This window comes from Marinobacterium arenosum (assembly GCF_019795155.1).
Classification (GTDB): Bacteria; Pseudomonadota; Gammaproteobacteria; order Pseudomonadales; family Balneatricaceae; genus Marinobacterium_C; species Marinobacterium_C arenosum.
Genome location: NZ_JAILYN010000083.1, coordinates 1 through 11749, shown reverse-complemented (window position 1 = coordinate 11749; position 11749 = coordinate 1). Strand labels below are relative to the sequence as shown.

Below are 11749 nucleotides of genomic sequence, written 5' to 3'. Positions count from 1 at the left end.
GGCCTCATCTACAGGGCAGTCTTTTCGACTTCGCAGCCCGCCTGGCTCACCGGCTCCTTGCGATGGGCGGTAGCTAATCACCCATCAACGAGAGATACAAGCAGCCCGCTCCGAGGGCGACCGCTTCTTGGAGTTCGATGGTCAGGCGGTGTCTGGAACCTTTCTGGTAAAGCGGCGTATCGGTGAGGGATATAGGCGATGAATAAACAAAAAAGCCAGCCCGGTCGGGGCTGGCTTTGGGTTTGCTCTGGGTCGCGAATCAGCGGCTCTGCAGTGCGCGGATCCGCTCGTCCAGCGGCGGGTGGCTGGAGAACAGCGCCATAAAGCCCTGCTTGATATGGCTGCTGATGCCGAAAGCGGTGAACTGGCCCTGCAGCTGGTCCGGTATCTCGTATTCGGCTTTCAGCCGCTGCAGCGCACCGATCATCGAGTGGTTGCTGGACAACCGGGCGCCGACCGCGTCGGCGCGGTATTCACGGCGGCGGGAGAACCAGGCCACCACGATCGACGCCAGAATGCCGAACAGGATCTCGAACACGATGGTGGTGATGAAATAGCCGATCCCCGGACCGGAAGCCTCCTCATCGTCGCTGCGCAGGAAGTTGTCGACCGCCATCGCGGCCAGGCGGGCGAAGAACATCACGAAGGTGTTCACCACCCCCTGAATCAGCGCCAGGGTCACCATATCGCCGTTGGCGACGTGACCGATCTCGTGCGCCAGTACCGCGCGGACCTCCTCCTGGCGGAAACGCTGCAACAGACCGCTGCTGACCGCCACCAGGGCATCGTTGCGGTTCCAGCCGGTGGCGAAGGCGTTGGCCTGCTGTGCCGGGAAGATACCGACTTCCGGCGTCTTGATACCGGCTTCATGGGCCAGTTCGGCAACGGTGTCCAGCAACCACTGTTCCTCGGCACTGCGCGGCTGTTTGATCAGCTCGGTGCCGGTACCCATCTTGGCCATGGTCTTGGACAGAAACAGCGAGATGAAGGAGCCGACGAAGCCGAACACCGCACAGAATATCAACAGGCTGGTGTAGTTGACGCCGGCCCCTGACATGTAGTGGTCGACGCCGAGCAGTTTCAGCGTAATGCTGGCGACGATAATCACCGCCAGGTTGGTTAACAGAAAAAGCCCAATTCGCATCATGGCTGGTTGATCCTCACTGATCGTTAATCTGAATAACTGCAGCCTTAGATAGTGTTGTCGGTCCCGGGTTTCAAGCCGGGCCGGCTTTTTTACTGCCGGCTGCGAAGGCGTGGAGTTCGCCCCGAGCCTATTCTGGCAGTTTTGTGCAGTTCGGAAACGCAGTAAAAAAGGAGCCAAAACAACGATTTTTTCGATGGTTCGGCGCCTATGGCACTTTTATACTAGAGGTTTTTCTCTAACGGTTTTTTCATGCAGAGCGTTTTCGATTCCGTAGCCACGCAGCTGGCCCAGGCTGGCAGTGATGCCCGCCGCTTGTTTCATGGCCGCGGCCACTGCTATCCGTCGTTCGAACACTTGGTGATCGATTGGTTCGCGCCGGTCGCGGTGGTCCGCCTGTACCAGCCGGTCGAGACCGAGTGGCTCGAGGCGCTCTGTGATGGCCTGCGCAACTTCAGCCAGATCGAGGCGCTGATCGTTCAGCAGCGCAGTCGCGGCCGTGATGCCAGTAACGAGCTGCTCTGGGGCGAGGTTGCCGAACAGCAGCAAGCCTCCGAGTCGGGGCTGCTTTATCAAGTCAAACCGCATCGCAACCAGAACAGTGGCCTGTTCCTGGATATGCGTGAAGGGCGCCAGTGGGTTCGCCAGCAGGCGCAGGGGCAGCGGGTGCTGAACCTGTTCGCCTACACCTGCAGTTTCTCGGTGGCGGCGCTGGCCGGCGGTGCCGAGCACGTGGTCAATGTCGATATGGCGCGCAACATGTTGAATGTTGGCCGCGAGAACCATCGGTTGAACGGTTTCGACGGCAGTCAGGTCACCTTCCTGGGCTACGATATTTTCCGCTCCTGGAAGCGGATCCGCCAGCTGGGCCCCTACGACCTGATCGTGATCGATCCGCCAAGCTTTCAGCCGGGCAGCTTCGTGGCGGAAAAGGACTATCGCAAAGTGGTGCGGCGGTTGCCTGAGCTGACCGATCCCGGCAGTCGGGTGCTGGCCTGCCACAATGACCCGGCGGTCGGCACCGATTTCATCCGCGAGCTGATGGCGCAGGAGTGTCCTGACTTCCGCTTTGTCGAACGGCTGCTAAACCCGGACGATTTCCCGGAACAGGACCCCGAGAAAGGGCTGAAGGTGATGCTGTTCGAGCGGGAGAAGTAGGTGATCTGTATTGATTTTGAAGCCAGTGGCCTGGGGCCGCTATCTTACCCGATCGAAGTTGCCTGGAAGAATGCGGCCAGCGGTGAGCAGGACAGTTTTCTGATCAACCCGGCGTCGGTATCCGGCTGGGATTATTGGGACGAGCATGCCGAGGAGTTGCATGGCATCGACCGGCAGGAGCTGGCCGAGCAGGGGATCTGCGTATCGGTTGCCGCGCAGCGGCTCAATACCATGTTGGATGGCTATGAGGTGATCTGCGATGCACTGGAGTTTGATTATTTCTGGCTGAGCCGGTTGTTCGATGCGGCCCGGATGAAGCCGTCCTTCAAACTGCAGGGGCTGGACGCGGTGATGACGCCGGAGCAGTTGATCCAGTTCCGTTTCCTGTCCCGCGGGCAGCTGCGCCGACATCGTGCGTTGCGGGATGTCGAGGACCTGATCCGCACCATCCATGCGGTGCGCAGTGAAGCGGCTGGCTAGGCGCCAGTCCTGTGATCAAACCACATGATCCTATTCTGTCGCCCGCAGTATTCAAGGGGCATGCCAAGCGGGCTGCTACGGAGTGCGGAGCCCCGTAGCAGCGGGCTCCGACCGCGACAGGTCCTGGTAGGTCCGAGGATGTCGCCCTCGGAGCGGGCTGCTACGGCAGGGCCCTGTAGGGCGCCACCTGGGGCGCCAACGCCGGCAGGCGTTGCAGCGGTGGCGCCCTACGTATACAAGTAGCCCGCTCTGCGGGCGACACTCAGTTCAGCTGAGTCTCATCTCATCGTACAGGCCGATAGTCGCCAGGCTCACTCCGCCTGGTCGCGGACAAAGGTCCAGCTGTCACCCTCGGACATACTTTCCGCGAAGCGGTAGCCGGCCAGGTCGAAGTTCTTCAGCTGCTCCGGGTCGTCGATCCGGTTCTGGATGATGTAACGGCTCATCAGGCCGCGTGCTTTCTTGGCGTAGAAGCTGATGATCTTGTACTGGCCGTTTTTCAGGTCTTTGAAGGTCGGCGTGATGATGCGGCCGTTCAGCGACTTCGCCTTGACCGACTTGAAGTACTCATTGGAGGCCAGGTTGACCAGCACCGGCTGTGGTTGGTCGGCCAGCAGTTGGTTGAGCCGGTCGGTCAGCAGGTTGCCCCAGAACTGGTACAGGTCCTTGCCGCGCCGGTTGGCGAACTTGGTGCCCATCTCCAGGCGGTAGGGCTGCATCAGGTCGAGCGGACGCAGCAGGCCATACAGGCCGGACAGGATGCGCAGGTGCTGCTGGGCGAAGGTCAGATCGTCTTCCGACAGGCTGCCGGCATCCAGGCCGCTGTAAACGTCGCCATTGAACGCCAGCACCGCCTGCTTGGCGTTGTCGGCGCTGAACGGCAGTGACCAGGATTCGTAGCGGGCGACATTCAGGCTGGCCAACTTGTCGCTCAGTTTCATCAGCTCGGCAACGTCCTGTACCGACAGCTGGCGCAACTGTTCGATCAGCTCCTGGCTGTGCTCGAGAAATTCCGGCTGGCTGGCGGCCATGGTGGTGGCCGGGGTGTCGTAATCCAGGTTCTTGGCGGGGGAGATAACGGTCAGCATAGAGGTTGATCAAATCTGTCAGGCATTGGGAAAGGGACATCATAGCGACAGAGCGCGGTGGCTGTCCATGCGGTGGCGGGGCCCTGACGGCGGATAAAAAAGACCGGTGCCAGGCACCGGTCAGACTAAGGAGAACGAAAGGTGGAGATTAACAGCGCAAGCGACTATCCAGTTCGTCGACAGCTTCGCACCAGTCGGAGTCATCCTCCAGCGCCTCCTTCAGGAACTGTGCCTGGGCGGGGGTCCAGAAGGTGGCTTCTGAGAGCACGATGTCGCCGGTGAAGAGCCGGTGGGTTTCGATGAAACGCTCAATATCCCGGTCGCTGCTGGGCAAACCCAGCTGATCAAACAACGTGTTGATGTTGTGAGTCGAGGTGTCCACGGCGACCTCCGGCAGCCTCTTGGCCGTTGGCTTCAGTGTTGGTCAGGATCGGCGGACTGTCAAAGTTTGCCGGCCGGGAAAGCCTACGCGGCCCGGCGGGATTTGCGTTATCATATCAACCATTTGCAAGCCGCTGACCGAATTAAGAAACCGCATGAATAAAAAGACCGTTCTGACCGGTATTACCACCACCGGCACGCCGCACATCGGCAACTACCTGGGCGCCATCAAACCGGCGATCGAAGCCAGTGAAGACCCGAACTTCCAGAGCTACTTCTTCCTGGCCGACTACCATGCGCTGATCAAGTGCCACGAGCCGGATCGCGTCGCCCGCTCGACCCGCGAGATCGCCGCCACCTGGCTGGCGCTGGGGCTGGATACCGACAAGGCGGTGTTCTACCGCCAGACCGATATCCCGGAGATCACCGAGCTGACCTGGATTCTGACCTGCATGACCTCCAAGGGGTTGATGAACCGGGCGCACGCCTACAAGGCCTCGGTCGACGCCAACCGTGAGGCCGGTCGGCAGGATCTGGACGACGGGGTCACCATGGGGCTGTTCAGCTACCCGATCCTGATGGCGGCCGACATCCTGATGTTCAATGCCGAGCTGATCCCGGTCGGCAAGGACCAAATCCAGCATATCGAGATGGCACGCGATATCGCCGGTCGTTTCAACCATACCTACCAGCCGCTGTTCACCCTGCCGGAAGCGGTGGTCGACGAGCAGACTCAGCTGATTCCGGGGCTGGATGGCCGCAAGATGTCGAAGAGCTACGACAATACCATCCCGCTGTTCTGCTCCAGCGACGAGCTGCGCAAGCTGATCAACCAGATCAAGACCGATACCCGCGAGCCGGGCGAGCCGAAGGATCCGGATGACAGTACCCTGTACCAGCTGTACAGCTGCTTTGCCGATAGCGTCGAGTGTGCGGCGATGCGTCAGCAGTTCCATAGCGGTATCGCCTGGGGCGATGCCAAGACAGAGCTGTTCGAATTCCTGGACGCCAAACTGGCCGGGCCGCGGGCCCGCTATAACGAGCTGATGGCTGACCTGGGGGAAGTGGAGGCGGTGCTGCAGAAGGGCGCGGTCAAGGCGCGCGAGAAAGCCGCTCCGCTGCTGGAACAGGTTCGAATCGCCGCCGGCATCCGTCCGCTGACCTATCTGGCCGCAGCTGGCACCGAGCAGCAGGCGGAGAAGAAAGAGAAATCCGCCGAGGAGCTGGAGCGGGCCGAACAGGGCCGCCGCCGGGCGATCCTGATGCAGCTCAAGCCGCTGCTGGACCAGGTTGAAGCCGCCGACGACAAGCGGGCGGTGGCCAACCAGTTGGTCTCTGAAAAGGCACAGCAGGTCGACGAACTGAAGAAAAAGGCCAAGCAGAAAGCGCAGAACGAGCTCGAACTGCTGCGCGAAGAGCTGGCCGAATTCCTGGATTAATTCCCAGACCGAGGACGGAGTCTCTATGCACACCACTCTGGTATCCGCCGAGCAGCTGGTCAGTCATCTGGATGACTGGCTGATCCTGGACTGCCGGTTCGACCTGGCCGACACCGAGGCGGGCCGGCGGGCCTATATGGCCGGCCATGTTCCCGCAGCCCACTACCTGCACCTCGACGAGGATCTGTCCTCGCCGATCCGGCCGGACAGTGGCCGTCATCCGTTGCCGGACCCGGCGCGTCTGGCGGCGCGTCTGGCCGAGCTGGGACTGTACGAAGGGCGCCAGGTGGTGGTCTACGACGACCTGGCCGGTGCCATGGCCGGCCGCGCCTGGGCGCTGTTGCGCTGGTTGGGGCACAGGGCGGTAGCGGTGCTGGATGGCGGCTGGTCGGCCTGGTGTCAGCAGGGCGGGGCGGTGAGCCGTGAAACACCGGTTGCGCAGGCGGGGGCTTTTCAGCCGCAGCTGCAGGCCGACTACTGGTGGAGCGTCGAGCAGGTACAGCAGGGCTTGGCCGGCGCAACGCTCAGTCTGGTGGATGCCCGTAACAGCGAGCGTTTCCGCGGCGAGCAGGAGCCGATCGATCCGGTGGCCGGCCATGTGCCCGGCGCTATCAACCGGCCGTTGACCGACAACCTGCGCGATGGCCGCTTCAAGCCGGCCGACGAGCTGCGTGCCGAATGGCAGGCGTTGCTGGCCGATCGGCCGGCGGGTCAGCCGGTGGTGCATATGTGTGGCTCGGGGGTTACCGCCTGCCACAACCAGTTGGCAATGGAGATCGCCGGGTTGCCGGGTTCGGCGGTTTATGCCGGCTCCTGGAGCGAGTGGATCCGCGACCCGCAGCGGCCGGTGACAACCGGCCGCTAACCGCTTCTTCTAGCGACCGTTTAGCGTCGCGCTGGCCGGCTGCACTAATGCCGGCTAGTGCGGCTGCATCATCACCGGGTTTTGGTCACGGTCGAAGATCACGTAGCCGGACAGGTCCTGGCCGCTGGCGACCGCGTTGGCCATCTGGTTCAGATAAGGCTCAGCCTGTTCCGGGCTGGGTGGCTGATCTCCTTCGCCACTGAGTCCGGCGATAATCAGGAACTGCCAGTCGGCGCAGATGGCGTCGGCCTCGGCGACCAGTGATTCGAAGTTGTCCAACTCCTCCGGCAACTTGTCGACACACATCAGCGGGGCGATGCTGCCGCGCTGCTTCTGCTTGTTTTTCTTTCCGCCTTTGCCGGTTTCCACCTGCGCGAACAGCAACAGCAGCCGTTGCGGTGTACTTTGGTTACGGGCGGAGTGCAACAGGTCGGAAAAACTGCCAATCATCGGGTTACCTCGGGTCAAGACTGTGAGTCGGTACAGTTGATACCATGGCCTGAGTGTCGGGGAAACCGGGCTCTGTCACGGTTGTTCGCAATAAAATTATGTACTATCAATGAGATAGCGATTTTTTATACCCCTGAAGGAGTACCTCGGGATAGTATGGAAACAGTGGCTTGTTTCTGACCTCAACGCCGATCGACGATTGTTAAGCACAGGAGTGACACCGATGGCAGCACGCATCCAGTCCGGTATTACCGCCGAAGCCAGTTCCGATGCGATTTTCCTGACCTTCAACCAGACCGATGTGGACCAGGCGGTGGTAACCGTGCGCAAGGTCCTGGCCGGCATCCCGGCGCTACAGCAGCGCTACAACGACAACCACCCGGAGGCGGGCGTGCACATCGTTGTAGCGGTCGGCAGCGGCTACTGGAACCGTCTGTGCGGTGATCCGCAACCAAAGCAGCTGCGGCCGTTTCCGGCCCTGGAGCAGGGGCTGCGGGTGGCGCCGGCGACACCGGTCGACCTGCTGTTCCACATCCGCTCCGACCGGCATGACCTGAACTTCGAGCTGGCCTGGCAGATCCGCAGTCAGTTGGCCGATGCCGCCCAGCTGGTGGAGGAGGTGCATGGCTTCCGCTACCTCGACAGCCGCGATATGACCGGTTTTGTCGACGGCACCGAAAACCCGACCGGCGAGCATCGGGCCGAGGTGGCGGTGGTGGGGGCCGAGGACAGCGCATTCAGTGGCGGCAGCTATATCCACCTGCAGCGCTACGTGCACAAGCTACCGCTGTGGCAGCGACAGCCGCTGAAAACCCAGGAGGACACCATCGGCCGTACCAAGCAGGACAATATCGAGTACTTCTCCGCCGACAAACCGCTGACCGCCCATACCAAACGGACCTCGCTGAAGGACAGCGCCGGCCGTTCGATCGAGATCCTGCGTCACAGTATGCCCTATGGCAGCAGCACAGAGTGTGGCCTGATGTTCGCCTCCTACTGCCGCACGCCGGACAACTTCGAGGCGATGCTGGAGAGCATGGTGATCGGTGACGGCCAGGGCCATTGGGACCACCTGCTGAAGTACACCCGGGCGGTGACCGGCCAGGCGTTCTTCGCGCCCGCGGCCGATAGGCTTGAACGGTTGGGATAAGAAGAAGTAGACAGTGTTGAGTTTACAGTTAACAGCGTTGGCGCACAGATCGTCGCTAAAGGGGCGCTGTTAACTGTTCAGCTGTTAACTCGATTCTGTTGACTCAAACCTTCCATCCTCCGCCTTATCCGGCCCGGTAGCAGTGAATCGATAAACAACTGCAGGAAATGGAAGGTGACGCAGACCAGCAGTGCCTCGCCAAGCGACTGGTTCAGCGCCGCCAGTACGCTGACCGCGACCGGCAGGGTCTTCTGCGACGCCGTGAACACCAGTGCCACCAGTGCCTGCCACTCCAGCCGCATCAGCCGGCCGGCCAGCCAGGCGATCAGCATCAGCAACAGGTGCACCGCCACTGAGGCCAGCGCAATCAGTGTCAGGGATTTCAGTTCCAGTTGGGCGAACACCTCGCTGGAGCTGGATAGCGACATCCACACCGTCAGGATCACGCAGCTGGACGGTAGATACTGCAGCAACAGGTGCTGCGGGTCGACCGTGGCCAGCCGCCGAAGCAGCAGCCCGGCCAGAAACGGCAGCAATACCATCAGCATCAGTTTCCATAGCAGCGCCAGCGGATCGATGCTGATCGCACCCGCCTGCTCCAGGGTCAGCTGCAACATGAACGGGATGCTGAACACGCCGACGATATTCAACACAATGGTCATCACCAATGCCCAGAGCGCATAGCCGCCGCTGAGCTGGGTCAGCACGATGCAGGTGGATAGTGTCGAGGGCACGGTTGCCTTGACGATCAGTCCCAGGCTGGCGCCGACCGACAAGCCGGCCAGGCTGGCTGCGGCCAGGCCGATGAAGGGGGACAGCACCAGGTTGATCAGCCCACCGACCAACACTGCCAGCAGGAAGATGCGGCTGCGCGGCAGTTCCGACAGGTTGGTCTGGTAACCATTGATCAGGAAGATGCTCACCACCATCCATGGAATCAGGCCGGCCTCTTTCAATTGTGCGCCAGGCAGCGGCTGGAGCCAGGCGATAATGAAGGCCAGCACCAGGCCGGCCGGCAGGAATGCAGATTTCAAACCGGGTGTCCTCGACGAGCGGGGCGCCGCGACTCCCAGCGGCCGGCGCCTGAACCCGTCTTTGTACCAGATTCTGGACTAAACTTAACTTTATACTTGCGTATTAGCTTTGTAGTTTTATTTCACAGAGCCTTGGTCATAAGGTCGTTTTTTGGTCATGGGATTGTCAATTTTGGCGGGTACGCTATCATTGTTTGTACAAAAACTACAAAACAACTATAAACGGCTGAATTAAAGAAGGGAGAGTACAACCATGCGCACCGAGTGCACTACACGTAAGATCGCCGTGCTGGCGGTGGATGGCGAGAATTTCGAGGTTGATGGCCACTTTCAGGGAAGCGAACGTAAGGCCCGCTGGTACACCATCATCAAAGTCGCTGACCGCAGTGTTTGTGCCGATCAGCTGTCGCAGTTCCCGACCCACGCATCGATCCGTGAGTTGATCAACTGATCGCGCCGGCGTCAGTCGCCGAGTTTATGGATTAAAAAAACCGGACGCATCGCGTCCGGTTTTTTTATGGCAGTTGCCGGGCCCTTGCGACGGTTGCCGGCGGGCGGCCTACCGCGGGCGTCGACCCGCCGCCGGGCAGCTGGTTATTGAACGTTCTCGTTATCGCTGAAGCGACCTTCGAACAGCGGTGAGCTCAGGTAGCGTTCGCCGGAATCCGGCAGGATCACCACGATGTTCTTGTCCTTGAACTCCGGCTGCGCGGCGACCCGCAGCGCAGCAGCCACCGCGGCGCCACCTGAGATGCCGGCCAGGATCCCTTCCTCGGTCATCAGTCGGTGAGCGCTCTCGATCGCTTCTTCATTGCCGATCTGCTCGACCGCGTCGATCAACGACAGATCCAGGTTTTTCGGTACGAAACCGGCGCCGATCCCCTGGATCTTGTGCGGTGACGGCTTAACCTCATCACCGGCCAGGGTCTGGCTGATCACCGGCGAGTCGACCGGTTCCACGGCCACACTGGTGATCGCCTTGCCTTCGACCTGCTTGATGTGGCGGGAGATGCCGGTGATCGTACCGCCGGTGCCGACCCCGGCGACCAGTACATCGATCTGGCCCTCGGTATCGCGCCAGATCTCCGGGCCGGTGGTCTTCTCGTGGATCGCCGGGTTGGCCGGGTTTTCGAACTGCTGCAGCATCAGATGGCTGGACGGATCGCTGGCGACGATCTCGTTGGCCTGCTCGATTGCGCCCTTCATCCCCTTGGCCGGCTCGGTCAGTACGATCTCGGCGCCCAGCGCCTTTATCAGCTTGCGACGCTCCAGGCTCATCGACGACGGCATGGTCAGGATCAGCTTGTAGCCACGCGAAGCAGCCACGAACGCCAGTGCGATACCGGTGTTGCCGCTGGTCGGTTCCACCAGGGTCATACCCGGCTGCAGCGAGCCGTCCTGTTCGGCGGCCCAGATCATATTGGCGCCGATACGGCACTTCACGGAGCCGGCCGGGTTGCGCGATTCGACCTTGGCAAAGACGTTGGCGTCCGGTGCCAGCCGCTTCAGACGTACCAGGGGGGTGCGACCGATGGTCAGCGAGTTGTCTTCATAGATGTTCATGAAATGCTCCGCGGTGTTCGTGAATGCCCTTTTATTCTTAATGAGAATATAAAGAGGCTCGATTTATGCGATTTGAATAGGTTTTTTAGCGTACTCCCAAGCTTGGATCAAGAGCTGTACCGACTAAATCAGGCTGGGTAGAGCGTTTTTTATATTAGTGGCTGTTGATATGATGCCGGCAGCGAATAGGGGAGGAGGATACCGATGAGATTGCTGATGCGAGTGCTGGCGATGCCGCTGTTCTGGGTTGCCTATGCGCTGTTTCGCAGTTCGATCGGCAAGCGTTCACGCAGCAAGCATAATCTGGTGATGCGGCTGTTCCGATATGCCGCCGATAACGGCAGTACCCGGGCGTTGTCCGTTTACGGCCATCTGCTGCACTTTCGCGGCGATGGGGTACAGAACCGTATCCAGGGTGGAATCTATCTGCAGCGCGCCGCCGAACAGGGCGATATGAAGGCCCGGTACCAGATGGGGCGGATCTACGAACAGGGCTTCGAGCATTACTTCCGGGCCGATCCCGCCCGGGCATTGGCGTTCTACCGCCAGGCGGCGGAGCAGGGCCATCCGCTGGCGTTGCAGCGGATGGTCGAGGCCTGCAACAAGGGAGAGTTGGGGCTATCGGTTGATGAAGCCGCCGCCCGCCAGTGGCAGGCTCGGCAACCGTCGTTGCCGCAACGCTGACTTTTCTAAGATTTCTAATAGCTGTGGCGCTAGCACCCTGCTATGAGGGCTCTACCGTTGTAGGGTCGATTGCAATCGAGCAAATGCCGCTAGGCGTTGTAACCGCCTGTGTTATAGCAGCCCGCTCCGCAGGCGTCATCCGCCGACCGTGCCAGCCCCGTCGCGGTCGGAGCCCGCTGCTACATAAGCCCTGCCGTAGATACCATCTCTCGATTCCGGCCACAACGGCCTTTTACGGCAGTTGTGGTTGGAATTCTTGCTGGTTTTTCACCACACCGAAACAGATGTGTACCAGCTTGCGCATGGCGGCGCC

The 11749-nt window shown here is 60.8% G+C and carries 13 protein-coding genes; 7 read left to right on the top strand and 6 right to left on the bottom strand.

Annotation, left to right across the window (positions count from 1 at the left end):
- Nucleotides 1-259: 259 nt before the first annotated feature.
- Entirely contained in the window at nt 260-1147 is an 888-nt protein-coding gene (htpX, locus tag K6T12_RS20780; protein WP_222224889.1) for a protease HtpX, read from the bottom strand.
- A 249-nt stretch (nt 1148-1396) separates the two neighbouring features.
- Here htpX and K6T12_RS20775 point away from each other — a divergent pair, with 249 nt between their 5' ends.
- Nucleotides 1397-2302 carry a class I SAM-dependent methyltransferase gene (locus K6T12_RS20775; protein WP_222224888.1) on the top strand — a complete coding sequence of 302 codons (906 nt, stop codon included), beginning with the start codon at nt 1397-1399 and terminating at the stop codon, nt 2300-2302.
- Nucleotides 2303-2782: a 3'-5' exonuclease gene (locus tag K6T12_RS20770; protein WP_222224887.1), complete on the top strand. Its 480-nt coding sequence runs from the start codon at nt 2303-2305 to the stop codon at nt 2780-2782.
- Between the two features lie 311 nt (nt 2783-3093).
- On the opposite strand, the gene yaaA is transcribed toward K6T12_RS20770, so the two are convergent.
- Nucleotides 3094-3870: a peroxide stress protein YaaA gene (gene yaaA / locus K6T12_RS20765; protein WP_222224886.1), complete on the bottom strand. Its 777-nt coding sequence runs from the start codon at nt 3868-3870 to the stop codon at nt 3094-3096.
- Between the two features lie 148 nt (nt 3871-4018).
- Nucleotides 4019-4252, bottom strand: coding sequence for a DUF2789 domain-containing protein (locus K6T12_RS20760; RefSeq protein WP_222224885.1), 234 nt, complete (start codon nt 4250-4252; stop codon nt 4019-4021).
- Nucleotides 4253-4406: 154 nt separating this feature from the next.
- Between K6T12_RS20760 and K6T12_RS20755 the strand changes: the two genes are divergently transcribed.
- Together K6T12_RS20755 and K6T12_RS20750 are read left to right on the top strand one after the other, a co-directional pair.
- Nucleotides 4407-5690: a tryptophan--tRNA ligase gene (locus K6T12_RS20755; RefSeq protein ID WP_222224884.1), complete on the top strand. Its 1284-nt coding sequence runs from the start codon at nt 4407-4409 to the stop codon at nt 5688-5690.
- 25 nt (nt 5691-5715) lie between these two features.
- A complete protein-coding gene (locus K6T12_RS20750; RefSeq protein ID WP_222224883.1) occupies nt 5716-6555 on the top strand; it encodes a sulfurtransferase in 840 nt (279 codons plus the stop codon).
- Between the two features lie 54 nt (nt 6556-6609).
- Here the strand turns inward: K6T12_RS20750 and K6T12_RS20745 are convergent, their stop codons facing one another.
- The gene (locus K6T12_RS20745) at nt 6610-7005 is read right to left on the bottom strand and encodes a ribonucleotide reductase subunit alpha (RefSeq protein ID WP_222224882.1); all 396 of its coding nucleotides are present in this window, start codon (nt 7003-7005) and stop codon (nt 6610-6612) included.
- Nucleotides 7006-7228: 223 nt separating this feature from the next.
- Here K6T12_RS20745 and K6T12_RS20740 point away from each other — a divergent pair, with 223 nt between their 5' ends.
- A complete protein-coding gene (locus K6T12_RS20740; RefSeq protein WP_222224881.1) occupies nt 7229-8155 on the top strand; it encodes a Dyp-type peroxidase in 927 nt (308 codons plus the stop codon).
- Between the two features lie 77 nt (nt 8156-8232).
- Here the strand turns inward: K6T12_RS20740 and K6T12_RS20735 are convergent, their stop codons facing one another.
- Nucleotides 8233-9189: a bile acid:sodium symporter gene (locus tag K6T12_RS20735; protein WP_222224880.1), complete on the bottom strand. Its 957-nt coding sequence runs from the start codon at nt 9187-9189 to the stop codon at nt 8233-8235.
- 253 nt (nt 9190-9442) lie between these two features.
- On the opposite strand from K6T12_RS20735, the gene K6T12_RS20730 reads away from it, so the two are divergent.
- A complete protein-coding gene (locus K6T12_RS20730) occupies nt 9443-9640 on the top strand; it encodes a hypothetical protein (RefSeq protein ID WP_222224879.1) in 198 nt (65 codons plus the stop codon).
- A 143-nt stretch (nt 9641-9783) separates the two neighbouring features.
- On the opposite strand, the gene cysK is transcribed toward K6T12_RS20730, so the two are convergent.
- Nucleotides 9784-10752 carry a cysteine synthase A gene (cysK, locus tag K6T12_RS20725; protein WP_222224878.1) on the bottom strand — a complete coding sequence of 323 codons (969 nt, stop codon included), beginning with the start codon at nt 10750-10752 and terminating at the stop codon, nt 9784-9786.
- 204 nt (nt 10753-10956) lie between these two features.
- Here cysK and K6T12_RS20720 point away from each other — a divergent pair, with 204 nt between their 5' ends.
- Nucleotides 10957-11436 (top strand): tetratricopeptide repeat protein, encoded by a 480-nt coding sequence (locus K6T12_RS20720; RefSeq protein WP_222224877.1) that lies wholly within the window; start codon nt 10957-10959, stop codon nt 11434-11436.
- Nucleotides 11437-11749 lie beyond the last annotated feature (313 nt).